This window comes from Streptomyces griseoaurantiacus (genome assembly GCF_036189845.1).
Lineage (GTDB): Bacteria > Actinomycetota > Actinomycetes > Streptomycetales > Streptomycetaceae > Streptomyces > Streptomyces griseoaurantiacus.
Genome location: NZ_CP108326.1, coordinates 7,350,672 through 7,376,124 on the forward strand (window position 1 = coordinate 7,350,672; position 25,453 = coordinate 7,376,124).

15 protein-coding genes are annotated in these 25,453 nt (G+C 75.3%); 11 read left to right on the top strand and 4 right to left on the bottom strand.

Features of this window, described 5'->3' with window-relative positions:
- Positions 1-3: 3 nt before the first annotated feature.
- The gene (locus OHB09_RS32295; protein ID WP_093595085.1) at positions 4-627 is read right to left on the bottom strand and encodes a TetR/AcrR family transcriptional regulator; all 624 of its coding nucleotides are present in this window, start codon (positions 625-627) and stop codon (positions 4-6) included.
- Positions 628-736: 109 nt separating this feature from the next.
- Between OHB09_RS32295 and OHB09_RS32300 the strand changes: the two genes are divergently transcribed.
- Positions 737-1,699: a zinc-binding dehydrogenase gene (locus OHB09_RS32300; protein ID WP_191853779.1), complete on the top strand. Its 963-nt coding sequence runs from the start codon at positions 737-739 to the stop codon at positions 1,697-1,699.
- A gap of 60 nt (positions 1,700-1,759) precedes the next feature.
- Here the strand turns inward: OHB09_RS32300 and OHB09_RS32305 are convergent, their stop codons facing one another.
- The gene (locus OHB09_RS32305; RefSeq protein ID WP_191891626.1) at positions 1,760-2,263 is read right to left on the bottom strand and encodes a mycothiol transferase; all 504 of its coding nucleotides are present in this window, start codon (positions 2,261-2,263) and stop codon (positions 1,760-1,762) included.
- 316 nt (positions 2,264-2,579) lie between these two features.
- On the opposite strand from OHB09_RS32305, the gene OHB09_RS32310 reads away from it, so the two are divergent.
- The 5 genes from OHB09_RS32310 (at position 2,580) to OHB09_RS32330 (ending at position 19,665) form a co-directional block, all read left to right on the top strand.
- Entirely contained in the window at positions 2,580-3,632 is a 1,053-nt protein-coding gene (locus OHB09_RS32310) for a maleylacetate reductase (RefSeq protein ID WP_328922956.1), read from the top strand.
- Positions 3,629-4,567, top strand: coding sequence for a dioxygenase family protein (locus OHB09_RS32315; RefSeq protein ID WP_328922957.1), 939 nt, complete (start codon positions 3,629-3,631; stop codon positions 4,565-4,567). The genes OHB09_RS32310 and OHB09_RS32315 overlap by 4 nt, the downstream gene beginning before the upstream one ends.
- Positions 4,568-5,124: 557 nt before the next feature.
- The gene (locus OHB09_RS32320; protein ID WP_328922958.1) at positions 5,125-9,216 is read left to right on the top strand and encodes a non-ribosomal peptide synthetase; all 4,092 of its coding nucleotides are present in this window, start codon (positions 5,125-5,127) and stop codon (positions 9,214-9,216) included.
- Positions 9,213-18,683, top strand: a complete 9,471-nt coding sequence (locus OHB09_RS32325) for a non-ribosomal peptide synthetase (RefSeq protein ID WP_328922959.1) — start codon at positions 9,213-9,215, stop codon at positions 18,681-18,683. The genes OHB09_RS32320 and OHB09_RS32325 overlap by 4 nt, the downstream gene beginning before the upstream one ends.
- A 109-nt stretch (positions 18,684-18,792) precedes the next feature.
- The gene (locus OHB09_RS32330) at positions 18,793-19,665 is read left to right on the top strand and encodes a TauD/TfdA dioxygenase family protein (protein ID WP_006140275.1); all 873 of its coding nucleotides are present in this window, start codon (positions 18,793-18,795) and stop codon (positions 19,663-19,665) included.
- Positions 19,666-19,690: 25 nt separating this feature from the next.
- On the opposite strand, the gene OHB09_RS32335 is transcribed toward OHB09_RS32330, so the two are convergent.
- Entirely contained in the window at positions 19,691-20,539 is an 849-nt protein-coding gene (locus tag OHB09_RS32335; RefSeq protein WP_328922960.1) for a helix-turn-helix transcriptional regulator, read from the bottom strand.
- Positions 20,540-20,640: 101 nt separating this feature from the next.
- On the opposite strand from OHB09_RS32335, the gene OHB09_RS32340 reads away from it, so the two are divergent.
- Positions 20,641-21,405, top strand: a complete 765-nt coding sequence (locus OHB09_RS32340; RefSeq protein ID WP_093595106.1) for an SDR family oxidoreductase — start codon at positions 20,641-20,643, stop codon at positions 21,403-21,405.
- A gap of 54 nt (positions 21,406-21,459) precedes the next feature.
- Here OHB09_RS32340 and OHB09_RS32345 read toward each other — a convergent pair whose 3' ends face one another.
- A complete protein-coding gene (locus tag OHB09_RS32345; RefSeq protein ID WP_328922961.1) occupies positions 21,460-22,224 on the bottom strand; it encodes an NAD(P)H-dependent oxidoreductase in 765 nt (254 codons plus the stop codon).
- 44 nt (positions 22,225-22,268) lie between these two features.
- Here OHB09_RS32345 and OHB09_RS32350 point away from each other — a divergent pair, with 44 nt between their 5' ends.
- From OHB09_RS32350 to OHB09_RS32365, 4 genes are all read left to right on the top strand, one after another.
- Positions 22,269-23,297, top strand: coding sequence for a GlxA family transcriptional regulator (locus OHB09_RS32350; RefSeq protein WP_328922962.1), 1,029 nt, complete (start codon positions 22,269-22,271; stop codon positions 23,295-23,297).
- A 52-nt stretch (positions 23,298-23,349) separates the two neighbouring features.
- A complete protein-coding gene (cpt, locus tag OHB09_RS32355) occupies positions 23,350-23,883 on the top strand; it encodes a chloramphenicol phosphotransferase CPT (RefSeq protein WP_093595112.1) in 534 nt (177 codons plus the stop codon).
- 119 nt (positions 23,884-24,002) lie between these two features.
- On the top strand, positions 24,003-24,581 hold the full coding sequence (locus OHB09_RS32360) for a SigE family RNA polymerase sigma factor (RefSeq protein WP_328922963.1): 579 nt from the start codon (positions 24,003-24,005) through the stop codon (positions 24,579-24,581).
- A complete protein-coding gene (locus OHB09_RS32365; protein ID WP_328922964.1) occupies positions 24,574-25,416 on the top strand; it encodes a hypothetical protein in 843 nt (280 codons plus the stop codon). The genes OHB09_RS32360 and OHB09_RS32365 overlap by 8 nt, the downstream gene beginning before the upstream one ends.
- Positions 25,417-25,453 lie beyond the last annotated feature (37 nt).

Here is a 25,453-nt window from a genome sequence, read left to right on the forward strand (position 1 = left end):
GCGTCACCCCCGCAGCCGTGGGGCCGGCGGCAGGGGCGCCTCGGCCGCGCCCTCCGGGACGGCCCGGAACGCCTCGATGACGTAGGCGGCGTAGCGGCGTGAGGCCGCCAGGCGCACGGCGTGCGGGGCGTCGTGGAGGCCGCGGTGGGCCATGAGCATCAGGACCAGGTCGTCCACGACGAAGCCGGGCCGCAGCCGGCCCGCCCGCTGGGCACGGCGGCTCAGTTCGGCGACCGCGCGCACCGCCTGCTCCCGGTCGGCGGCGAAGTCCATCGCCTCGGGGAAGGCCGCCATGAAGGCGTCCGCGAAGCCCCGGCTCTCGGCGTGGAGCGCGCAGATGCGGTGCACCACGTCCTGGAAGCCGTGCCAGGGGTCGGCGTGGGCGAGGGCCTCGTGCACCGCGGACCGGCACACGCGCCGCTGCTCGGCGTACGTCTCCAGGACCAGATCGCGCTTGGTGGGGAAGTGCCGGTACAGCGTGGCCGGGCCGACGCCCGCGTGGCGGGCGACCTCGCGCATGGGCGCGCCGAGGCCCTCCTCGCCGAACACCGCGCGGGCGGCGTCCAGTATGCGGGCCCGGTTGTCGCGGGCGTCGGCGCGGGCGGGGTGAGTCATCTGCTCGCTCATCGTCTCTCACTTTAGCCAACCGGACGGGGGCGTCCGTTACGTTCGGGAACCGGCGGGGCCCGCCGGGAGGAAGCGCGGGCCGGCCGCCCCGAGGGAACGAGGAGTCGCCATGAAGGCCGTTGTGATCAGGACGTTCGGAGCGCCCGAAGGGCTGGAGGTCGTCGACCTGCCGGTGCCCGCCCCGGGCCCGGGGCAGGTGCGGGTCGCGACCGAGGCGATCGGGGTGGGAGGAGTCGACGCCGTGATCCGCCGGGCCACCATCGGAGGCCTCGGCCTCAAGGAGGGCCATCTCCTCGGCAGCGAGGTCGCCGGCGTCGTCGAGGCGGTGGGGGAGGGCGTGGACGCCTCCTGGAAGGGCCGGCGCGTATGGGCCTTCACCGGGCTGACGGGCGGATATGCCGAGCGGGCCGTCGCCGCCGTCGAGGACGTCCTGCCGCTGCCCGAGGGGCTGACCCCGGCCCAGGCGGTGACCCTCGGCGGCTCCGCCGTCGTCGCCCACTTCGCCCTCGAACGCGCCCGGTTCGCGCCCGGCGAGAGCGTGCTGGTGCGCGGCGCGGCGGGCAGCATCGGCATCGCCGCGGTGCAGCTCGCGGCCCAGGGAGGCGCGGGCGCGGTGGCGGTCACCACCTCCTCGTCGGAGCGCGGCGGACGGCTGCGCGACCTGGGCGCCACCCACGTCCTCGACCGCGCGGGCGGGGGTGGCCCGGACGCGCCCGAGGGCTTCGACGTGGTGATCGACGTCGTGGGCGGCCCCGGACTCCCCGGATTCCTGGACCGGCTGAACCCCAACGGCCGCTACCTCATCGTCGGCGTGGTCGGCGGGCAGCTCCCCGCGGACTTCGGCACCCCCCTGGTGACGGGCTTCCGCAGGTCCCTGACCTTCGCCACCCTGAGCCTGGACACCGTGCCCGGCCCCGAGCGGCAGGCGGTGCGGGCGGCGCAGTTCGCCGAGGCCGCACGTGGCGGACTGCGCACGGCCGTGCACGAGGTACTGCCCCTGACGGAGGCGGCGGCCGCCCACCGGGCGATGGACGAGGGCACGGTGTTCGGCAGGATCGTGCTGGTCCCCTGAGCCGGGCCGCACGGAACGTGCCGGATCTTCACGAGTGCCCGAGGGCACCCCGGGCCAGGCTCACCGCCCCGTCGAGCCGTCGAGGAGTTCGCGCAGGATGTCCGCGTGACCGGCGTGGCGACCCGTCTCCTCGATCAGATGGGTGAGCGCCCGACGGACGGCCGGCGGGCGCCCGCCCGGCCGGGCGCGGGGCAGCGGCGCCCCGGGGTCGGTGCAGGTGTCGAGCACCTCGTTCGCCTCGGCGACCGCCCGCCGGTAGCGGGCGACCACCTCGTCCACACCGTCCTCGGCGGGGGCGTGGAAGGTGGCCTGCCAGTCGGTGACGCGGTCGCCGAGGAACGTGGCCCGCTCCACATGGGTCAGATGGTGGAGCAGACCGAGCAGATTGGTGCCCGAGGGCACCGCCGCCGAACGGACGCCGGGCTCGGGGGCGCCCTCGACCTTGGCGGCGACGGAGGCGCGCAGGTAGTCGAGGAAGCCGCGCAGGACGTCCAGCTCACCGTCACCGGTGCGCGGCGGCGGGGTGTCGGTGCGGACGGTGCGGCGGGAGGACGAGGTGACCATGGTGGCTGCCTGCTTCCGGGGGGTGATCGAGGTGGGGGACCGGGTCCGGGGTCAGTGTCCTCGGGCCGACCGTGCCTCGCACGCTTCCTTGCGGCTTCGGCAAACCGGCGGGAGGCGGCCCGCGTCCGTGAATCGGCGGGAGGCGGCCCGCGTTCGTGAACCGTCGGGAGGCGGCCCGCGTCCGTGAACCGGCGGGAGGCGGCCCGCGTCCGTGAACCGGCGGGGAGGCGGTCCGCGTCCGTGAAGCGGCGGGAGGCGGTCCGCGTCCGGCGCCGACGGTGGACCCGGGGCCGCCCCCGTGGTGGACTCTGCGCCCATGAGGTTCACCCACACGACGCTGCCCCAGCGGGTCGTCTTCGCCCCCCGGGACGCGCCGCGGGCGGTCGCCCGCGAGGCCGGGCGCCTGGGCGCCCGCCGCGTCCTGCTGATCGCCTCCCGCCGCGCCGCGGCCGCCGCCGACCCGATCGCGGCCGAACTGCCGGTCGTGCGCCGGCACGAGGAGGTCGTCATGCACGTCCCGGCCGAGGTGGCGGAGCGGGCGCGGGCGGCCGCCGCGGACGCGCGGGCCGACACCCTCGTCACCGTGGGCGGCGGCTCCGCCACCGGACTCGGCAAGGCCGTCGCCCTCACCACCGGCCTGCCGCTCCTCGCCGTCCCCACCACCTACGCCGGCTCCGAGGCCACGAACGTCTGGGGACTGACCGAGGGCGGCACCAAGACCACGGGCGTCGACGACGCGGTCCTGCCGCGTGCCGTCGTCCACGACGCCGCGCTGCTCACCTCGCTGCCCACCGCCCTGGCCGTCGCCTCGGGACTCAACGCGCTCGCCCACTGCGTCGACTCGATGTGGGGGCCGCGCGCCGACCCCATCGACCGGGCGCTGGCCACGGAGGGTATCCGGGCGCTGTCCGCCGGGCTGCCCGCCCTCGCCCGGAACGGCGGCGGCCTCGAGGGCATCGAACAGACGCTGTACGGCGCCCACCTCGCCGCCGTCTCCTTCGCCTCGGCCGGCTCGGGCCTGCACCACCGGATCTGCCATGTGCTCGGCGGCATGTTCGACCTTCCGCACGCCCAGACCCACGCCGTCGTCCTGCCGCACGTCCTCGCCCTCAACGCCCCGCACGCGCCCGAGGCCGAGGGGCGCATCGCCGCCGCCCTCGGCGCCCCCACCGCCGTGGCCGGACTCGCGGCACTGCGTGCTCAGGTCGGCGCCCCGCACGCCCTGCGCGAGCACGGCATGCCCGAGGAGGGCATCGCGCGGGCGGTCGCGCCGATCCTGGCCGCCGTACCCGAGGGCAATCCTGCCCCCGTCACCGAGGAGAACCTCACGGCCCTGCTGTACGCCGCGTGGAGAGGAGAACGAGGATGAGCACCGAGGCACACCCGGAACCCGCCCCCGAGAACGCCCGCCCGCGCCCCGCCACGGGGCCCGGCCCCGCGCGGGAGGCCGCCGAGGGAGCGCTCGTCGACGCCGTCGTCGCCTCCTTCGACGCCTGCCCCGACCCTCGGCTCAAGGAGCTGATGGTGTCTCTGGTCCGGCATCTGCACGCCTTCCTGCGCGAGGCGCGGCCGACCCAGGAGGAATGGGCCGCCGCCATCGACTTCCTGACCCGGGCCGGCCACCTCACCGACGACACACGCCAGGAGTTCATCCTTCTCTCCGACGTCCTCGGCGCCTCGACACAGACCGTCAACGTGAACGGCACCGCCCACGGGGGAGCCACCGAGGCGACCGTCCTCGGACCGTTCTTCGTCGAGGACGTCCCGCGGGTGCCGCTCGGCGGCGACCTCTCCTTCGGCGCCCCGGGCGAACCCTGCTGGGTCGAGGGCACGGTGACCCGCACGGACGGCACCGCGCTCGCGGGCGCGCGCCTCGACGTGTGGGAGGCCGACGAGGAGGGCCGCTACGACGTCCAGTACGACCCGGCACGGCGCTCCGCGCGCGGCAGCCTGCGCACCGACGAGGACGGAGGCTACCGCTTCTGGGGACTCACCCCGACGCCGTACCCCATCCCCGAGGACGGCCCGGTCGGGCGGCTCCTGCGCGCGGCCGGCCGTTCACCGCTGCGCGCCGCGCACCTGCACTTCAAGGTCGCGCACGAAAGCGCGGGCACGCTGGTGACGCACATCTTCCCCGAGGGGGACCCGGTCGGCCGCGAGGACTCCGTCTTCGGGATCAGGGACTCCCTGATCAAGCGGTTCGAGCGGCAGCCGGCCGGTACTCCCACACCGGACGGCCGGACCGTCGAGGGCACCTGGAGCCGGGTGCGTTTCGACATCGTGCTCGCTCCCTCGGAGGGCTGAAGGGGACCCGCGCGCGGGGACACGACCGGGCGTCCGGACTGCGGGACCCGGCGCGACGCGTGGAGCATGCCCCGCACATCGGCGATCTCTCCTCCCCGCGAGGCGTTGTCCGAAAAGTGATCCACTTCGCCACCGGCCACCCCCGGGCGGACCCGGGCCACCTGCGCCGACGCGCGCACGCCGGGCGACGGCGAGGGAGCACGCTGACCCGAATTCGCCCCCGCACGACCCGGTGAACCGTGCCGTGACCACCCACCGCGAAAACCGGGTCGCGCACCCGAATTCCCGCCGCTCAACGCCCCGTTGGCCACGCACACGAACGGAATGATCGCTTCGGCCGGCTCCCGCGCGTCCCCCGGGCCGCCATTGACATGGTCATCGCGCTGTCCAAAACTCTTGTGCTGTCCGAGCCAGTGGATCTTCGTCCGACTCTGATTCCCCCACCCTCCCAGTGACCACCTCGCCTCGTCCGGCACGTCGCCGGCCGGGCGTCCGCCGGTGCGCAGTTTCCGCACCCCGCACCTTCCGGTATCACGACTGAGAGGCTGCACCCGTCGATGACAACGTTGCCCGGCCTTGCCTCCTCCCCCCTCTCGTACGGCCAGCGCCGGCTGTGGCTGCTCACCCAGCGGGAGGGCGCCCACGCCGCGTACAACGAGCCGATGCCCTTCCGGCTGCGCGGCCCCCTCGACCGCACGGTGCTGCGCCGGGCGCTCGACGCGGTGACCGCCCGTCACGAGGTGCTGCGCACCCGCATCGTGCCGTCCCGGGGCGAGCCCCAGCAGCGGGTCGACCCCCCGGACAGCGGGTTCCGGCTGGCCGTGGACGACCTCACCGGCCTCCCCGACGCCGAGGCACGCGTCACGGAACTGGTGCGCCGGGAGAGCTTCGCCCCGTTCGACATGGCCGACGCACCCCTGGCCCGGGGACGCCTGCTGATCCTCGGCCCCGAGCACCACGTCCTCGTCCTCACCGTCCACCACGCCATGTTCGACGGCTGGTCCCGCAGCATGATGCTCCGTGAGACGGGCGCCCTCTACACCGCCCTGCTGCGCGGCGAACCCGACCCGCTGCCGCCGGTGCCCCTGCAGTACACCGACTTCACCCGCGGGCAGCGGACGTGGATGGCCGGCCCGGGGCCGCTCGCGCAGGAGACCTACTGGACCGACCTGCTCGAGGGCGCGCCCCCACTGCTGGAGCTGCCCACCGACCGGCCCCGCCCGCCCACGCAGGACCACACGGGCGCACGGGTGCGGCTGGAGATCGGCCCCGAACTGACCGTCGCGCTCAAGGCGGTCACCGAACGGCACGAGGGGTCGCTGTTCTCCACCCTGCTGACGGGGTGGGCGATCGTCCTGTCCCGGCTGTCCGGGCAGCGGGACCTCGTGGTGGGCACCCCCACGGCCAACCGCCGGGGCGAGCACCTCGACGGCCTGATGGGCTTCGTCGTCAACACCTTGGCGCTTCGGATACGCCTGGCGGACGCCCCGACCGGGTCCGCGCTGCTGCGGCAGGTACGGGCCACGGTCCGGGCCGGGGTGCGCAACGCGGAGCTGCCCTTCGAGCGGGTCGTGGAGCTCGTCAACCCGCCCCGCAGCACCGCGCACACCCCGCTGTTCCAGACGATGCTCGCCTGGGTCCCGCCCACGGACGGCCTCATGGAGCTGCCCGGAGTGGAGGTGCGGACGCTGCCGGTGCCCTTCGCCCCGGCCAAGTTCGACCAGGTGCTGGCCCTGCGCGAGGAGGACGGGCGGATCGTCGGCGAACTCGACTACGCCACGGCCCTGTTCGACCGGACGACCGTCGAGCGCCACCTGCGCTATCTGGTCCGCGTACTGGAGCAGCTGGCCCGGGCGCCGGAACGCGCGGTCGACGAGTACGCGCTGATGGACGAGGCGGAGACGGCCGCACTCCTGGCGGACTGGGACGCGACGGGGTTCCGCGCGCCGGGGGAGCGGCCCGGTGCGGACGGGGACGGCGCGGGCGCCCCGGACGCCCGCGCCGCCGCGGGGGAGGAGCGTGCCGCCCCGCCTTCCCGGCCCGCCGGGCTCCTCGCACGGTTCGAGGAGTGGGTCCGCACCGCGCCGGAGGCCACGGCGGTCGTCGCCGGTGACCGGAGCCTGACCTACGCCGCGCTCGACCGGCGGGCCAACCGGCTGGCGCACGCCCTGATCGCGCGCGGTGTGGGGGAGGACCAGGTGGTCGCGCTGCACGCCGGGCGCACGGCCGAGCTGGTGGTGGGCGTGCTCGGCATCCTCAAGGCCGGCGCCGCCTGGCTGCCCCTCGACCCGGGCCAGCCCGTCCGTCGCCTGGCCGCGATGGTGGCCGACGCCCGGCCCGCCCTCGTCCTCACCGACCAACGGGACCCGGACGCGGACGCTGGACTGGACGGGGACGCCGCACCGGACGGGGACGCCGAACGGGGCCGGGACGCGGACGCCGGTCCGCATGCCTTCCCGGCCGCCGCCCGGCCGCTCACCGCCGTCGAGGCGGAGGGCGGCAGCGAGGACGCCCCCGGTGTCACCGTCCCGGACTCCGCCCTGGCCTACGTGATCTACACCTCCGGCTCCACCGGGCGGCCCAAGGGCGTCGCCGTCACCCACGGCAATGTGCTCAACCTCTTCGACCAGTGGCTCGACCGCTTCGGCGCCACCCCCGGCGAGGCCACCTCGGCCTGGTCCAGCATCGGCTTCGACGCCTCCGTCCACGAACTGCTGCTGCCGCTCACCACCGGCGCGGCCCTGCACCTCGTCCCTGAGGAGGTGCGCGGGGACCCGGCCGCGCTGATGGACTGGCTGCGCGAGCACCGCGTCGTGCAGGCCTTCCTGCCGCCGGCCTACGTGCGGTGGATCGACGAGGCCCCGCACGAGCGCCTCGCCGGGCTGGCGCTGCGTCAGGTGCTCACCGGGGTGGAGTCGCTCCCCGAGGGTGCGCTGCACCGGATGACCACCGCCCTGCCCGGACTGCGGATCTGCTTCGGCTACGGGCCGACCGAGACCACGCTCTACAGCACCGCCCACCTCGACCCGCGGCCGGTCGACGGACCGTGCCCGATCGGCCGTCCGCTGCCCGGCACCCGGCTCTACCTCCTCGACGAACGGATGCGCCCGGTGCCGCCCGGCGTCGTGGGCGAGGTGTACATCGGCGGGGCGAGCGTGGCCCGCGGCTACCTGGGCCACCCGGAACTCACCGCCGAACGCTTCCTCGACGACCCCTTCGTCCCCGGCGGCCGCGTCTACCGCACCGGCGACCTGGCCCGCCGGCTGCCCGACGGCAACGCCGAGTACGCCGGACGCCGCGACGACCAGATCAAACTGCGCGGCTTCCGGATCGAACCGGGCGAGGTCGAGGCCGCCCTGCTCGCCCTGCCCGGGGTGCGCGAGGCCGCGGTGCTGGCCGACCGCGACCCGGCCGGCGAACTCCGGCTGGTGGCCGGCCTCGGACGGGGCGGGGAACCCGCCCGGCAGCCGCACGAATGGCGTGCCGCCCTCGCCGCGCACCTGCCCGACCACATGATCCCCTCGGCCTTCGTCGAACTGCCCGCCCTGCCGCTCGGCCGGGGCGGCAAACTCGACCGGGCCGCCCTCCTGGAGAAGGCCCGGGCGGCACTCACCTCGCGGGTCAACACGGGCACACCCCGCGACCACGTGGAGATGACCCTGCACCGCATCTGGTCCCGGCTGCTCCTGCACCCCCGCATCGGCATCACCGACGACTTCTTCGACGTCGGCGGCACCTCCGTCTCCGCCATCAAGGTGGCCCACGCGATCGGCGAGGAGTTCGGCACACCCCTGCCGATCCAGGACGTCATCCGGCACCGCACCATCGAGGCGCTCGCCGAACGGCTGCGCCGCGGCGGCCCCCGCCCACCCGGCGGCAACCTGCTGGAACTGCGGCCGGGCACCGGCCGGCGACGCCTGATCTGCGTCCATCCGGCGGGCGGCACCGCGTTCTGCTACCTCCCCCTCGCCGACGCCCTCCCCGAGGACATCGGGGTCTTCGGCATCCAGGCCCCGGGCATCGAACCCGGCGAGGAACCGCTTCCCGGCGTCGAGGCGATGGCCGAGGCGTACCTGGACCTCGTCGACGCGCGCCCCGAGGAGTTCCTGGTGCTGTGCGGACTCTCCTACGGAGGGCTGATCGCCCACGAGATGGGCCGGCTCCTGGCGCGCGCCGGCCACCGGAGGCTGAGCGTGGTCCTGCTCGACACCCAGGCCACCGAGGACCCCGCCGCGAGTGCCGCGATCGAACCGGTGACGTACGAGGAGTTCACCGAGAAACTGGTGCGGTTCAACGGCATGTACCCGGGCATCGAGGCCGACCAGCTCGCCCGCTACCACGCCACGTACAACCACAGCAGGGCCACCGCCCGCGCCCACGAGCCGCGGCCCACCACCGTTCCCCTCACCCTGATCGAGGCCGCGGCGGACGGCCCCGGACCCGGCGGCCCGCACCCCACCCGCGACTTCTGGCGGCGGCGGGCCCGCGCCGGACTCACCGTGGTGCCGCTCGACTGCGGACACTGGGAACTGCTGGAGGGGGCGCAGGTGACCTCGGTGGCCGAGGCGATCCTCGCCGACATGGACCGGCTCCACGCCGCGGAACCCGTCCGCCGGTCGGTGCCGTCCGGAACGCGGGGGCTGCGATGACACTGCCGCTCCACGGCACGGGCGGACCGCTCGCGCACGGCACCCCGGCCACGAGCGCGACCGGCCTCGCGCACGGCGTCCACCTCCAGGCCCGGCGCACCCCCCACGCCCCGGCCCTGGTGGACGGGCGACACCGCTTCGACTACGCGGCACTGGACGCCGCGGGCGCCGCGGTCGCGGCCGCCCTGGACCACGAGGGCGTCCGCCCGGGCGACGCCGTCGCGGTCGTGCTGCCCCGCTCCTGGCAGCTCCTCGTGGTGGTGCTCGGCGCGCTGCGGCGGGGCGCCCGGGTGGTGCCCCTCGACGCCCAGAGCCCGCCGGAGCGGCAGGCCCACATCCTCACCGACTCCGGCAGCGTCGTCCTCGTGCACGGCACGACACCACCGGAAGGACTGCCGGACGGACCGCGCCCCCTGCCCGCGGCACGGCTGCTGGCCGGCCTGCCCGACGTGCCCGAAGCGCCCGACGTGCTCGACGTCCCCGGTCGAGCCGGACCGGCCACCGGGGACGCCGGTGACGCCGGACGCGCCGCGGTCACCGCGGAGGCCACGCACCCCTTCCCCGAACGGCCCGCCGGGATGACCCTCTACACCTCCGGCACCACCGGCCGGCCCAAGGGAGTGGAGGTCCCCGAGGCCGGGGTCCTGCGCCTGGCCCGCCCCGGCTGGCTGCGGACGGAACCGGGGCAGCGGTACTCCTGCCTGTCCAACCCGGCCTTCGACGCGATCAACTTCGAACTGTGGGTCCCGCTGCTGACCGGCGGCTGCTGCGTCGTCCTGCGCGACGAGGACGTGCAGACCCCGCACCGGCTGGCCGCCGCGCTGCTGCGGGAACGCGTCGACACCGTGTTCGTCACCACCGCGCTCTTCCACGCCGTGGTCGACACCGTGCCCTCCTGCTTCGCCGGCACCCGCGAGGTCCTCATCGGGGGCGAACAGCTCAACGCCTCGGCGGTGCGCCGCTGGTACGCCCACAACGCCGGCGCCGCCACCGTGCTGCACAACGTCTACGGACCCACCGAGGTCTGCACCTTCGCCCTCATCCACCCGATCTCCGAGGACTTCGACGGGGACGTCGTCCCGGTCGGCCGCCCGCTGCCCGAGACCGGGGTGCTGCTCGTGGCACCCGGCACGGAACGGCCCGCCGCCCCGGGCGAGGTGGCCGAACTGCTGCTCTCCGGCACCGGCGTCGCCACGGGCTACCGCAACCTGCCCGAGGAGACCGCACGCCGCTTCGTCCGCCTGCCCCGGCAGGAGGGCGGGCGGGAACGCTTCTACCGCACCGGCGACCTCGTCCGGGCCGAGCCGGACGGCGCGCTCACCTGCCGGGGCCGCGCCGACCGCCAGGTGAAGGTGCGCGGTTTCCGCATCGAACCCGCCGAGGTCGAACGCCGAATCGCGGCCCACCCCGCCGTACGCCAGGTCCACGTGAGCACCCGCCCGCACCCGGAGACCGCCGCCCTCGAACTGCTCGCCCACCTCGTCGCCGAACCCGGCCTCGGCTACGAGGAGTTCGACCGGCACCTGGCCTCCGCACTGCCCGCCTACATGCGCCCCCACCACGTCTACCGGGTGGACGCGCTGCCGCACACCGGCAACGGCAAGGTCGACGGCCGGGCCCTGCTGCGCCGCACCGACCCGCCCTGGCAGAACCCCGCCGGGGCCGCCCCGGCGGCCGAGGTCACCGCACGGCAGCGCGAGGTGCTGGAACTGGCCGAGCGGGTCCTCGGAACCTCCGGGCTGCGCCCCGCCGACCGGTGGATACCCAGCGGCGGCGACTCCCTGCGGGCGCTGCGGCTCCGCTTCGAGATCCGCCGCCGCTTCGGACGCGAACTGACCCAGGCCGCGGTGCTGCGCTCCGACTTCGCCGCCCTCGCCGAGGCGATCGACGGCACGCCCGAGGCGACCCGCCCCCGCCACCCGGTGCCCGACCCGCCCGGCGGCGCGCGGCGCGGCCCCGCCACCAGCGAGCAGCAGCGGCTCTGGCTGCACCAACGGCGCTTCCCCGACTCCCGCGCCTACACCGTCGGGCAGGCGTTCCGCCTGGACGGCCCCGTGGACGCCGCCGCGCTGCGCCGGGCCCTCCGTGACCTGGTGGCCCTGCACCCGGCCCTGCGCACCGGGTTCGAGGAGTCACCCGAGGGCCTGACGCAGTTCGTGGGCGACCCTTATGACCCGTGGACCGCACCGGCCGACCTCACCGCGCACACACCGGCACCGGACGGCGTCCAACCGCCCCCCGCGGAAGCCGAGTCCGTGCTCATCGACACGTTCTTCGGCCTGCCCCACGACCTGTCCCGCCCCCGCATGCTGGACGCCTGCTGGCTGCCGCGCCCCGAGGGCGGCACCCTGCTGCTCCGCCTGCACCACATCGCGGTCGACGGCTGGTCGATGACCCTCCTCCTCCGCGACCTCTCGCAGGCCTACACCCGGGCACTCGACGTCCCGGACACCCCCCTGCCGGACGCCTCCCCGGCACCCACCCCCCTGGACCACGCGCACTGGCAGCAAAGGTGGTTCGCCCACGACACCTACCGGGCCCTGCGCGAGGAGTCCCGCAACCGAGGGGACGCCGAGGAGGAACCCGCCGAACCACTCCCGTCCGCCGGCCCCGAGGGCACCCGGGGACGGCTCACGCACACCGTCCTCGGCGCGGACCGCCGGGCCGCCGTCGACCGGCTCTGCGCCGAACTGGAGCTGAGCCGCTTCGAGTTGCTGCTCGGCGTGTTCGCCTGCGGCCTGTACGCCGTCACCGGCACCACCCGGCCGCGCATCGCCGCACCGGTCACCGGCCGCGCCGTGCCGGAGTTCGAGTCGAGCGTCGGCATGTTCGCCAACACCGTGCTGCTCCCGGTGACGCTCGCACCCCGGGGCGCGCTGCGCGCCGAGGTACTGCGGCTCGGCGCGGCCGTGCGCGAGACGCTGGACCGGCAGGACGTGTCCCTCGCCGACGTCCTCGACGACCGGGGCCACCCCGCCGGAGAGTCCCCCTTCGACATCCTCTTCGTCCTGGAGAACACCGAGTTCGACGCCCTCCGGCTGCCCGGCGTCACCGCCCGGCCCGCCTGGCGGGCACCCGCCGAGGCCAAGGTCCCGCTGACCTTCTCCGTGGTGGAGCGCCCCGACGGCTTCGACTGCCTGTGGGAGTACGCCGCGGGACACTTCACCGAGGCCGAGATCGAGGCGATGGACCGGATGTTCCGGACCGGCCTCGACCTGCTCGCCGACCGCAGGCCCGGCACCCCGGCCGAACTCGCCGCCCCCTACCGGCGGGCACTGCCCGCCCTCGGCCGGGGCGGCGCACCGGCCCCCGGCTGGGCCACCGTGGCCGAGGGCTTCGCGGCCCAGGCCGCCCGCACCCCCGACGCCCCCGCCCTGAGCACCGGGGACGGGGACATCACCTACGCGCGCCTCGCACGCTGGGCGGCCGCCCTCGCCGAGGAACTCCGCACCGCCACCGAGGAGTTCGAAGGGACATCCGAAGAGACGGACGGGACGGAGACGGAGCAGCGGCACGTGGCCCTGTTCCTGGAGCCCTCGGTGGAACACGTGGTCGCCCTGCTGGCCCTCGCCCGCCTCAACTGGACCGCCGTGCCCCTCGACCCGGCCTACCCGGCGGAACCGCTGCGGCAGATCCTGCGCCAGATCACCCCCGTGTGCGTGCTCCTCGCACCGGGCGGCGGACCCGCCTTCGACGCGGTGGACCCCGGAGGAACGGTACGCCGCACCGTCACCCTGACGGAGACCGAGCCCACACCCCCGCCCCCGCACGCCGGGCGACCGCTGTACACACTCTTCACCTCCGGCTCCACCGGGGTCCCCAAGGGCGTCCAGGTCCACGACCGCACCCTGACCAACCTGCTCCACTGGCAGGCGGCCGAGGGCGGCCTCACCGGGCCCGCCGTCACCCAGCAGTTCTCCATGCTGTCCTTCGACGTGTCGTTCCAGGAGATCTTCACCACGCTGTGCGGCGGCGGCTGCCTGAACCTCGTGCGCCCCGAGTGGCGGCACGACGTCCCGGCGCTGCTCGACCGGATGGAAGCGGCGGGCGTGGAGCGCGTCTTCATGCCGTACGTGGCCCTCCAACTGCTCGCCGAACACGCCGTCCACCTCGGCCGCTACCCCTCCCGGCTGCGCGAGGTGGTCACCGCGGGCGAGCAACTGGTGTGCACCGACGCGATCCGCCGCTGGTTCGCCGGACTGCCCGGCGCCCGCCTTTTCAACCACTACGGGCCCACCGAGACCCACGTGGTCAGCGCCCTGTGCCTGGAGGGCGACCCGGCGCTCTGGCCGGAACGCCCGGCCATCGGCACCCCGGTGGCGGGTGCGCGGCTGCGCGTCGTGGACCCGGGAGACCAGCCGCTGCCGCCCGGCCGCGTCGGCGACCTGCTGATCGGCGGACTCATGGCCTCCCGCTGCTACCTCGGCGACGCGGCCCTCAACGAGGAACGCTTCGTCGAACTCCCCGGCGAGGGACTCTTCTACCGCAGCGGTGACCGGGCCTCCTTCACCCCGGACGGGCTCCTTCACTACCACGGCCGCCAGGACCAGCAGATCAAGCTCAGCGGCCACCGGCTCGAACTCGGCCAGGTGGAAGCGGCGTTGCTGCGCCACCCCGACGTGGTGAACGCGGCCGTCGGACTGGAGGACGGCGCCCTGACCGCCTGTCTCGAATGCCGCGCCGGGGCGCCCACGTCCCGTGCGCTCACCGAACACCTCGCGCCCCTGCTCCCGCCGCACGTACGGATCGGCCGCTTCCGGGTGCTGGCCTCGCTGCCGCGCACCCCGAGCGGCAAGGTCGACCGGCGGGCGGCCCTGCGCGCCCCCGGCACGGAACTGCCCGCGGCCTCCGCCGGGACGGAGGGCGCGTCCGGGCGCGAGAGGGACCTGTCGGCCGCCTTCGAGGAGGCCACCGGGCTGCCCATCAGCCCCGACCGGACGTTCTTCGAGGCCGGCGCCTCCAGCCTCGGCCTGATGCGCTTCCACCTGCGGTGCGGCACCGCACTGGGCCTGCGCTTCGAGATCACGGACCTGTTCGAGCACGTGACGATCCGCGCGCTCGCCCGGTTCCTGGACCGAAGGGAGGCGGACCACGGGACGGATCACGCGCCGGGGCGGGGGACGGACGCCGGGGCCGCGGACGCGGGCACCGACGCCCCGAGGGCCCCGGCGAGCGGCACCGTCCCGTCGTCCTCCGCCGAACGGCCCGGCACCCCGCCGGCCCTGCCGGGGCACCTCGAACCGATCGCGGTGGTCGGCATGGCCGTCCGGCTGCCCGGGGCCCCCGATCTGGCGTCCTTCTGGGACCTGATCCGGCGGGGCGGCACCGGCATCGAGTACTTCGAGACCGAGGGCGAACTCGTGGGCGCGCGCAGCGCGATGGACGGACTCCTCGACTTCGACCCGGACCACTTCGGCATCAGCCCGCAGGAAGCCCGGCTGATGGACCCCCAGCAACGGCACATGCTCATGACCTGCGTCGAGGCCCTGGCACACGCGGGCGTCGCCGACACCTCCGCCCTCCGGGTCGGCATCGTGGCCGCCGCCGGGGAGAACACCTACTTCCAGGACATGCTCCGCGAGAGCGACCCCGGCCGCCTCCCGGACGACTTCCAGCTCGCCCTCCACCACGAGAAGGACTTCCTCGCCACCAAGGCCGCCTACCACCTCGACCTCACCGGCCCCGCCTTCACCGTGCAGGCCGCGTGCGCGAGTTCGCTCTTCGCGCTGCACACCGCCGCCGGACTGCTGCGGCAGGGCGACGCCGACGTCATGCTGGCCGGCGGCGTCCTGGTCGACACCAGGCTGAGCGGGGGCTACCGCTACCGTCCGCAGCACATCTTCTCCGAGGACGGCCACTGCCGGGCCTTCAGCGACGACGCCACCGGCACCGTCGGCGCCAGCGGCATCGCCATGCTCGTCCTCAAGCCGCTGCGGCTCGCCCGCGAGGCCGGGGACACCGTCTACGCCACGGTCACCGGGTCCGCGGTCAACAACGACGGCGCGGACAAGCTCGGTTACAGCGCCCCCGCGCTCGCCGGGCAGCGCGAGGTGATCCGCACCGCCCTGCGGCGCAGCGGACGCACCGGCGCCGACGTCGGCTACGTCGAGGCGCACGGCACCGGCACCCGGCTCGGCGACCCGGTCGAGGTGGGCGCACTGCGCCAGGCCTACGACGTGGCCGAGTCCGGCCGCACCGCCATCAGCTCGCTCAAGAGCCAGATCGGCCACCTCGGCGCGGCGGCCGGTGCGGCCGGGCTGGTGCGGGCGGCGCTGTGCGTGCACCACGGCATCGTCCCGCCCACCCGGGACTTCCGCGCCCCCAACCCCCGGCTGGGCCCCGACCCCACCCCGTTCCACTTCCCGACCGAGGCCCGCGCCTGGCCCGCCGGCCGGCCGCGGGTCGCCGCGGTCAGCAGCTTCGGCATCGGCGGCGCCAACGCCCACGTGGTGATCGAGGCGGGTGAGGAGGGCAGGCCCGCCGGCGAGGTCGTGCCCTCCCTGCCGCTCTCCGCCTCCGGCCCCGCCGCGCTGCGCGCCGACGCCGAACGCGTCGCCGACTACCTCCAGGCCCACCCGGAGTCGTACCCGGCCGTGCTCCAGCACCTCCAGTCGGGCCGGCCGGCCCGCCGCTGGCGCATGGCGGCGGTCTGCCCCGACCCGGCCTCGGCGGTGCGGTGGCTGCGCGGCGCGGAAGGCACCGAGGTCGAACCGTCGGGCGAGACCGTCGCGGCGCAGGGCCTCGACGCGCGGCACCTGGCCGAGGCGTTCCTCGCCGGCCACCGTCTCGACCGGCCGAAGGCACCGGCGCAGGCGCCGTGGGACTTCCCGCCACCGGCCTTCGCCCGGGCCGCGTACGACTTCCCGCGCACGGCGACGGCCGCGACGACGGTGAAGGCGGCGGAGGCGACAGGGGCCGCCCCCGGTCCGGAACGGCTCCCCGAGGAGAGGTGGCTGCACCAGCCGCACTGGGTGCGCCTCCGCCGGGCCGGCACGGCCACTACGGCGGACCCGGCACCCCGGCCCCTCGTCCTGGTCACGGACGACCCGGCCGGACCCGCGCGGGCACGGGAACTGCGCGCGCTGCGGCCCAGGGTGGTGCTGGTGACGGCGGGGGAGACGTTCGCCCGCCTCGACGAGGACTCCTACCGCGTCGACCCGGCCGACCCGGAGGCCCTCGGCCAGCTCCTGGACGTGCTGGACGGTCTCGGCACCGTGGACTGGCTGCACGCGCTGCCGCTCGGCGTGCCGGACGGACCGGTCGACGAGGAACGGCTGCGGCGGGCCCGCCGCGCCTGCCTGGACGCCCCGGCCGCTCTGGTCCGCGCGGCGGCCGGCCGGACCGGCATCGTGCCGCGCCCCGTCTGGCTCTCGTACCGGGCCCGGCCCGTGGACGGACCGGTGGACCGGCCCGAACTGGCACTGCTCACCGGCGTCACCGAGGTGGCACCGCAGGAGGGCGCCGCCCCCGGCCTGTGGGTGGACCTCCCCGCGGCTGACCTCGCCGCCGTGCCGCCGCTCGCCTCGCTGCTCGCGAGCGGCGAGGAACTGCCCACGCACCTCGCCCTGCGCCGCGGTTACTGGTGGCGGCGGGACACCGCGCCCGTCACGGCACCCGCCACCGCCGCCGACACCGGTGTGCCGGCCGGTCCCGACACCGTGCACCTGGTGCTGGGCGGGACCGGCGGCATCGGCGCCACCCTCGCCGGGTGGCTCCTGGAACGGACCGCGGGCCGGGTCCTGCTGCTGTCCCGGCACCCCGCGCTGCCGGAGCCGCTCACCGCCCGGGCCGACCGGATCGACCTCGTCACGGCCGACCTGACCGCGGCGACCCCCGACGCGCTCGCCGCCCTCGTCGCCGGACGGACCGGGCGGCTGGACACCGTCGTCCACGCGGCCGGGGAGGGCACCGGCGGACTGCTCGCCCGCCGGGACCCCGCCACCGCGCACGCCGGTTCGCTCGCCAAACTGAACGGGGCGCTCCTCGTGGAACGCCTCATCGAGCGGTTCCGGCCCCGCACGGCCCTCTACTGCTCCTCCATGGCCGGCACCCTCGGCGGAGTCGGCCAGTACGACTACGCGGCGGCGGCCGGCGTGCTGGACGCCTTCGCCCACCACGAGCCCGAACGGCCCCCGCACGCCGGGGACACCCTGCGGCTGTCGCTCGCCTGGGACGTGTGGCGGGAGGTCGGCATGGCGTTGCGCGTCCCGTCCGCCGACGCCCGCCACCGCGCCCACCTGGCGGTCGGGCTGACGGTGCCGGAGGGCCGCCGCACCCTCGAACGGGCACTGTCCGCCGGACTGCCGCACGTCCTGGTCTCCACCACCGAACCGCAGGCCTCCCGCGCCTTCTACGCCGGCCCCGCGCCCGCCCCGGCGGCGACGGCGCCCGCCACCCCGGCGGCGACCGTGCCGGCGGACGCCGCCACCTCCGCGTCGGCCGCCGTCCCCGGGGAGGGCGAGGCGGCCGCACTGGTAGGCGGCTGGCTGCGCGAGTGGCTCGGCCTGGACACCCTCGCCCCCGACACCCCGCTCTACGACCTCGGCGCCGACTCCCTCACCCTGCTGGAACTCATCGACCGGATCAAACGCCACTTCGACGTGGAGCTCGACCTCGCGGAACTGAGCCCCGACGTGACCCTCACCGAGGTGCTGACCCTCCTGGACCGCTCCCGCACCCCCGCACCCCCCGCCACCGGCGCACTGTCCGCCGGCCCCGCGCCCGACGTCCCCCTCGAGGTGTGGCGGGAGGGCACCGGCGAGGAGGTGCTGTGCCTGGTGCACCCGGTGGGCGGCGACATCCAGGCGTACCGCGCGCTGGTCGCGGGCCTCGACCCCCGGCTCACCGTCGCGCTGATCGCCGACCCGGCGCTGCGCCGGCCGGAAGCCCGCCCCGAGTGGACCCTCACCGAACGGGCCCGGCACTACCACGCGGCCCTGGAGGCGCGCTTCCCGGCCACCCGGTGGCGCCGGCAGCTCGCCGGCTGGTCCTTCGGCGCCTGGGTGGCCCTCGGCATGGCCGCCGAGGCGGAGGCCGCCGGCCGGCCCGCGGACGTACTCCACCTGCTCGACCCGCCGCCGCCCGGCTCCGGACCGCTCCACCAGGCCTACGGGGAGGAGGAACTGCAGGCGCTGTTCGCCCACGAACTCGGCCTCGGCGAGAGGCGGGCGGGCGAGGCGGCCCGGGAGTACGCCGAACGGCTCACCCGCCGCTGCCTGGCCAACCTCCGCTCCATGGCCGCGCACGACCTGCCGCCGCTCGCCACCACCCCGGCAAGGGTGTGGCTGGCCCGGCACCCCGTACCGGGCCTGCCGCGACTCGGCCCGCCCGCGGAGCAGCGCCGGCTGTGGGACACCGTGCTGACCGCGCCGAGCCACTGGGAGGAGGTGGAGACCACGCACTACGGCCTGGTCCGCCCGCCCCACGTGACGGCGGTGACGGACGCGGTCAACGCCACCGTCCGCTGACCGAGGGGGTGCGGAACGCCCCCGCCGCGCCCGTGCCCCCGCCCGTGCCCCCCACCGCCCCGCACGACCGCACGCCGCCCTCGACCGCCCGGACCCGACAGGGAGCACCATGGAAGACTACGAGCTCGACGCCCTCAAGCGGATCACCACCCGGCCGCCCCTGAAGTACCGCACCCTCGACGTCACCCCGCTCACCCCCGTCATCGGCGCAGAGGTCGAGGGCGTCGACCTGAGCCGGGACCTGACGGAGGAGCAACTCACCGAGATCCGCAAGGCGTTCCTCCACCACCACGTGCTGGTGTTCCGCCGCCAGCACATCGAATTCGAGGACCAGAAGCGGTTCGCCGCCCACTTCGGGGAGCTGCGCCCGGTCAACCCGCCGCCGCCGGAGGGCGACCCGTACCTCCTGGAGATCCGCACCGACAGCGGCGCGAACAACGTGGCGGGCAACGGCTGGCACGCCGACGGTTCCGCCGACGCCGAACCCTCGCTCGGCTCCATGCTGCACATCCTGCGCACCCCCGAGGGCGACGCGGGCGGCGACACCCTGTTCGCCAACATGCACCTGGCCTACGACATGCTCTCGCCCACCCTGCGCGCCATGCTGGACGGACTGACCGCGATCCACGACGGCGGGCTGTCCCTCAAGGGCTACACCATGCCCCCGGACTACGTGGTCCCCGTGGCCGAGCACCCGCTCGTCGTCCGGCATCCGGAGACCGGCCGCCGCCTCCTCTACGTCAACCCCGCCTACACCGACCGCATCCCGCAACTGTCCGCCGACGAGAGCCGGGCGCTGCTCGACCTGCTGTTCAAGGTGGTCGCACAGCGCCCGATGCTCGCCTGCCGGGTGCGCTGGGAACCCGAGACACTGGTCTTCTGGGACAACCGGTGCGTCCAGCACCACGCCGTCTACGACTACCATCCGCGGACCCGCTACGGGCGCCGCGTGGCGATCGACGGCGGCCCGCTGAGGGCCTGACCCGCGCCCGCCGGGCCGGGCCCGCCTACTGGTCCGACCCGGCGAAGCGGTTCAGCCCCAGCACACCGAGGAGCCGCAGCTTCTCCTCGCTCTCGGTGTGCGGCGGGGCGGTCAGCACCAGGAGGGTCTGCGACTGGTCCTCGGTGAACAGTGCCTGGCAGTGCAGTTCGAGTGCGCCGAGCTCCGGGTGCAGCAGCGTCTTGTGGTCCTCGAAGCGCCGGGCGACCTCGTGCCGCTCCCACAGCTCGGCGAACTCCGCGCTCGTCCGCTGCAGGAGCCGCACGAGCTCGCCCGCCCGGGACCGGGGACCGCGCAGCCCGTAGGACACGCGCAGGCCGGCGACCCGGGCGCGGCTCTGCCGGTCCCGGTCGGCCTCCGGGTAGATCAGCCGTTCCGCGGGATCGGTGAACCAGCGGTGGATCGCGCTGCGCGCCGGACCCGTGTGCCCGGAGGCGTCACCGAAGAGGGCGGTGGCCATCCTGTTCTGGACGAGCGTCTCCTCCAGGTCGGACAGGACGAGCGCCGGGGTGTCCTCCAGCCGGTCCAGGACCCGCTGCAACGCGGGCGCCACATGCGCCGAGGCCGAGAGGGAGACGGGTGCGTTGTGTCCCGCGACCCGGTACAGGTAGTCGCGCTCGCCGTTCGTCAGCCGCAGGGCCCGGGCGAGGGAGGCCAGCGTCTGCTCGCTGGGCTGCGGGCCCCGCCGCTGCTCCAGCCTCGTGTAGTAGTCCGTCGAGATCACGGCGAGCGAGGCGACCTCCTCGCGCCGCAGACCCCGGGTGCGGCGGCGCACCCCCACGGGAAGCGCGACGTCCTCCGGCTGGAGCGCCTCACGGCGGCGACGGAGGAAGTCGGCGAGTTCTGCACGGTCCATGAGGCCGATTGTCGTCCGTGCGGGTGAGCTGTGCCAGGGATCGCCGATCCCCCGACGAACGGACTCTGCACCGGTGCCGGCCCGGGGGCGACAGTCGGAGCATGAACATCTCCGGAAACACCGTTTTCATCCCCGGCTCCACCAGCGGCATCGGCCTCGCTCTCGCCCTCGCCCTGCACGAGAGGGGCAACACCGTCATCCTCGGCGGCCGCCGGGCCGACGTGCTGGAGCGGATCGCCGCGGAGCACCCCGGCATCGACACCGTGCGGATCGACACCACGGACCCCGAGAGCATCACCGCCGCAGCCCGGACGGTGCTCGCGCACCACCCCGACCTCAACGTCCTCGTCACCATGGCCGGGATCATGAAGGTGGAGGACTGGACGGCGCCCGAGACGTTCCTCGCCACCGCGGAGGCCACGGTGACGACGAACGTGCTCGGCCCGATCCGGCTGATCGCCGCGTTCGTCGAACATCTGCGGACCCGCCCGGACGCCACGATCATGACCGTCTCCTCCGGCCTGGCGTTCGCGCCGCTCCGGGTCACGCCGAGCTACAACGCGTCCAAAGCCGCCATCCACATGCTCAGCGAGTCCCTCCGGCTGCAGCTCGCGGACACCTCGGTGAAGGTCGTCGAACTCGTTCCGCCCTCCGTCCGCACCGCCCTGCTGCCCGGGCAGGAGACCAACGAACTCGCCATGCCGCTGGAGGCGTACGTGAACGAGACCGTCGCCCTGCTGGAGGCGGAGCCCGAGGCCAAGGAGATTCTGGTGGAGCGGGTGAAGTTCCTGCGCCACGGCGAGTCCCGCGGCGACTACGACCAGGTCGTCCAGGCGCTCAACTCCTCCGACCCGCACGCGGAGTGACCCCGGTCGGGGCCCCGCCGTGCCACCGGCGCACGGCGGGGGAGCGGGCCGGCCTCAGGCGCGGTGCACACCGAGACCGCTGCGGCCCGGCGCGACCTCCGGCCGCAGCACCCGGTCGGCCTCGTAGTCCCCGCCGTCCTGCGGACGGAACGGGACCGGCTCGGTCGTCCACAGGGTGAGCAGGCGCTCACGCAGCTCCTTGGCGGCGCTCTCCGCGTCCTCGGGCGTGTACCGGTCGGCGCCCGGGACCAGCAGCGGCGGGAGCACCGTGGCCCCCGAGTGGTAGAGCGTGCCGTGCTGCAGCGGGAACAGCAGCTCGTCGAGGTCGCCGTGGATGCCCCGACCGCCGTAGAGGCGGGCGGGGCCGCCCGTACTCACGACGGTCAGCGCCGGCCTGCCGGAGAGGAACCCCTCCCCGTAGCCGAGCGGCCGCCCGTCCGGCGCGCTGAGACCGTAGGCGTAGCCCTGGACGAAGACCCGGTCGAACCAGCCCTTGAGGATCGCGGGCATCCCGAACCACCACAGGGGGAACTGGACGACGAGCGCGTCCGCCCGGTCGAGCTTCTCCTGCTCGGCCCGGATGTCGGCGCTCAGCGCACCCGCGCCGTGGGCCTTCTTCGCGGCGGCCGCGACCAGGAACCGCTCGGCGGGATCGTGGGCGTAGTCCGCGGCGTCGACGACGGGGTTCCAGCCCATCGCGTAGAGGTCCGAGACCTCCACCTCGTGTCCGGCGGCACTCAGCGCGCGCCGGCCCTCCGCGGCGAGGAAGGCGGTCAGCGAGCGGGGATCGGGATGGGACATGACCCAGAGAACGTTCATGCCGTCGATCCTCGAACGGCACCTTCGCCGCCACGACTGGCCCGATGGACAACATGTGCGAAGATCGGGCCATGACCGTCTTCGCGGCCGACGGCCGCCACCGGGTGGCCGTCCTGGTCCGCGACCGGATGCTGCCGTTCGAACTCGGCCTGGTGCACCGGCTGTTCGGCCAGGCCCGCGACGACACCGGCACTCCGCTCTACGAGGTCCTCACCTGCGCCCTCGCGCCGGGCGAGATCCGCACCGACACCGACTTCACCGTCACCGTCCCCCGCGGCCCCGAGGCGCTGGCCGAGGCGGACACCGTCTTCGTGCCCGGCGCGGAGAACGACCGCGCACCCGAGGCCGGCCCGCTCGACCCGGCGCTGACCGCCGCGCTCGCCCGGGTCCGGCCCGGCGCACGCGTCGCCTCCATCTGCACCGGCTCCTTCGTCCTGGCCCGGGCCGGACTGCTCGCCGGACGGCGGGCGACCACCCACTGGCGCTCCTCCGCGCTCTTCCGGGAGAGCTTCCCGGACGTCGACTTCGACCCCGGCGTCCTCTACACCGACGACCAGGGCGTGCTCACCTCCGCGGGCGCCGCCGCCGGCATCGACCTCTGCCTGCACATGATCCGCGCCGACCACGGCGCCGCCGTCGCCAACGAGGTGGCCCGCGCGACCGTCGTCCCGCCGCACCGCGACGGGGGACAGGCCCAGTACATCAGCCGGCCACTGCCCGAACCCGCGGTCTCCTCCACGAGCCGGGCCCGCGCCTGGGCACTCGCCAACCTCCACCGGCCCGTCACCCTGCGGGAGTTGGCGGCCCAGGAGGCCACCAGCACCCGCACGTTCACCCGCCGCTTCCGCGAGGAGATCGGCACCTCGCCGGGACGGTGGCTGACCCGGCAGCGCGTCGAGCGCGCCTGCGCCCTGCTGGAGCGCACCGACCTCTCCGTCGACGAGGTCGCCGCCGACGCCGGCTTCGGCACCGCCGGCTCCCTGCGCCTGCACCTGCAGGCCGAACTCGGTGTCTCCCCGACCGCCTACCGTGCCACGTTCCGGGGCAACGACCGATCGGCAGCGCACCGGTGAGAACGCGGCCACCGGCGTGGGCCCGGCTCGCGCCGGTGGCTACGGTGGTGGTGTGAAGACCCAGGTGATCGTCCTCAACGGTGGCTCCAGCTCAGGCAAGTCCGGGATCGTCCGCTGTCTGCAGACGCTGCTGCCCGGGCCCTGGCTGGCCCTCGGCACGGACACACTGGTCGACGCACTGCCGCCGTCACTGCGGGAGGCCGGCGACGGGATCGGGTTCGCCGACGACGGCGGGGTGAGCGTCGGCCCCGAGTTCCGTGCGGTGGAGGCGGCGTGGATCGAGGGGGTCGCCGCGATGGCCCGCGCGGGCGCCCGGATCGTCGTCGACGAGGTCTTCCTCGGCGGCGCCCACTCGCAACGACGATGGCAGCGTGCCCTGGGCGACCTGCCGGTGCTGTGGGTCGGCGTCAGGTGCGAGGCCGCGGTGGCCGCGGGCCGCGAGATCGCCCGGGGCGACCGGACCGCCGGAATGGCCGTGGCCCAGGCGGACCTCGTCCACCGGGGCGTGACCTACGACCTGGAGGTGGACACCACGCGCACGGAGGCGATGGGGTGCGCGCGCCTCATCGCCGCACGGGCCGGGTGACCGACACCACCGCCACCTCCCCCGAGAATTCTTCCGCACACGGGGCAACCCCGCACGGCCCCCACCCCGTTCCTCTGGTGTGAGCGACATACGAACGGCACGGGCACGATGGCGGGGGCATGACCGGCGCGATGGGCAACAGCGGCAGCGCGCGGGACTTCGAGGCGTTCGTCGAGGCCCGCGGACCCCGCCTGCTGCGCATGGCATGGCTGCTGACCGGGGACCCGCACCAGGCGGAGGACCTGCTGCAGACCGCGCTGGCGAAGGTGTGGCCCAAGTGGCCCCGCATCGCCGAGGAGCACCCCGAGGCGTATGTGCGCAAGACACTCGTCACCACGCACGCCTCCTGGTGGCAGCGCCGCTGGCGGGGCGAGGTGCCCCACGGCGAACTGCCCGACCGGCCCTCGACCGGCGACGCCTTCGCCGCCGTGGACCTGGAGCAGACCCTGGCCGCCGCCGTGCGGAGTCTGCCCCGGCGGCAGCGCGCCGTACTGGTGCTGCGCTACCTGGAGGACCTCTCGGTGGAGGAGACCGCGCAGATCATGGGCTGCAGATCCGGCACCGTCAAGAGCCAGAGCGTCAAGGCGCTCCGCACCCTGCGCACCGCCCTCGGCGACCGGCACCCGGACACCGACGGGCCCGGCACCGGGGGCGCGGCGCCGGTCTGTACCGCGGACGGGAGGCAGTCGCATGCATGACCACGACATGACGGACACCGGCGAGGACGCCGAACTGCGGGTGCTGCTGCAGCGGGTGGTCCCGCACCTGGAGGCGCCCGCCGACCGCATGCGCCAGGTGCGGCGCCGCGTCCGGCGCCGCCGCCGCAGGCGGGCCGCGGCGGCGGGCGCGCTGGCCGGGGCGGGCCTCGCGTTCTGGCTGGCCACCGGCTCGCCCGGAGCACCGCCGGACGCCGCGCTCCCGGCCGCGTCTCCGCCGGGGCAAGCGGACACGAACGTCCGGCGGTTCACCACCGCCTCCGGTCTGACCCTGACGCTGCCGCCCGGGTGGCGGGCCCTCGACGTGCCCCGCGGCGACGACACCGCCGTCGTCTACGCCGCCGTGCAGCCGCTCGACGCCGACCGGGTCCCCGCGGGCTGCGGCGACACCACCGGCACCGTGGACACGTTCACCTGCGCGCCCCTGACCGCGCTGGTGCGGGGCGGCGCCCTCGTCGCCTTCGAGACCCTCGACGGCGTGACGTCGACCCCGCCGCCCCGCACCCGGCTCACCCCGGACCCCGGGCCCGGCGACGTCTGCCGGAGCCTGGGCGGAAAACTGCAGTACGCCGCCCTCGTCCTGCCTGCCCCGCATCAGGCCCGCTCCGTCCTCCGGGTGAGCATCTGCCTGGGCGAGCCCCCGGCGACCCCGGCGAACCCGAACAGCCACGGCCCGAGTTCGTCACCCACGGTCGACCCCCGCCGGGACACCGCGCACGCCTTCGACATCCAGACCGCCCCCGACGGCACCGCCGAGGCCTGGGGCGACCTCCTGGACCAGGCCGAGGCGCTCATCGGATCCGCCCGCCACGACTGACGCCACGCACCGCCACCGCCCCGGTCCACCACCACAC

Bases quoted from the DNA above. Each gene is read 5' to 3' on its own strand.
- OHB09_RS32330 (WP_006140275.1), top strand. From the start codon at position 18,793: ATGGAAGACTACGAGCTCGACGCCCTCAAGCGGATCACCACCCGGCCG.
- OHB09_RS32335 (WP_328922960.1), bottom strand. From the start codon at position 20,539: ATGGACCGTGCAGAACTCGCCGACTTCCTCCGTCGCCGCCGTGAGGCG.
- OHB09_RS32320 (WP_328922958.1), top strand. From the start codon at position 5,125: ATGACAACGTTGCCCGGCCTTGCCTCCTCCCCCCTCTCGTACGGCCAG.
- OHB09_RS32315 (WP_328922957.1), top strand. From the start codon at position 3,629: ATGAGCACCGAGGCACACCCGGAACCCGCCCCCGAGAACGCCCGCCCG.
- OHB09_RS32345 (WP_328922961.1), bottom strand. From the start codon at position 22,224: ATGAACGTTCTCTGGGTCATGTCCCATCCCGATCCCCGCTCGCTGACC.
- OHB09_RS32340 (WP_093595106.1), top strand. From the start codon at position 20,641: ATGAACATCTCCGGAAACACCGTTTTCATCCCCGGCTCCACCAGCGGC.
- OHB09_RS32325 (WP_328922959.1), top strand. From the start codon at position 9,213: ATGACACTGCCGCTCCACGGCACGGGCGGACCGCTCGCGCACGGCACC.
- OHB09_RS32350 (WP_328922962.1), top strand. From the start codon at position 22,269: ATGGACAACATGTGCGAAGATCGGGCCATGACCGTCTTCGCGGCCGAC.
- OHB09_RS32310 (WP_328922956.1), top strand. From the start codon at position 2,580: ATGAGGTTCACCCACACGACGCTGCCCCAGCGGGTCGTCTTCGCCCCC.
- OHB09_RS32300 (WP_191853779.1), top strand. From the start codon at position 737: ATGAAGGCCGTTGTGATCAGGACGTTCGGAGCGCCCGAAGGGCTGGAG.
- OHB09_RS32360 (WP_328922963.1), top strand. From the start codon at position 24,003: ATGACCGGCGCGATGGGCAACAGCGGCAGCGCGCGGGACTTCGAGGCG.
- OHB09_RS32365 (WP_328922964.1), top strand. From the start codon at position 24,574: ATGCATGACCACGACATGACGGACACCGGCGAGGACGCCGAACTGCGG.
- OHB09_RS32295 (WP_093595085.1), bottom strand. From the start codon at position 627: ATGAGCGAGCAGATGACTCACCCCGCCCGCGCCGACGCCCGCGACAAC.
- OHB09_RS32305 (WP_191891626.1), bottom strand. From the start codon at position 2,263: ATGGTCACCTCGTCCTCCCGCCGCACCGTCCGCACCGACACCCCGCCG.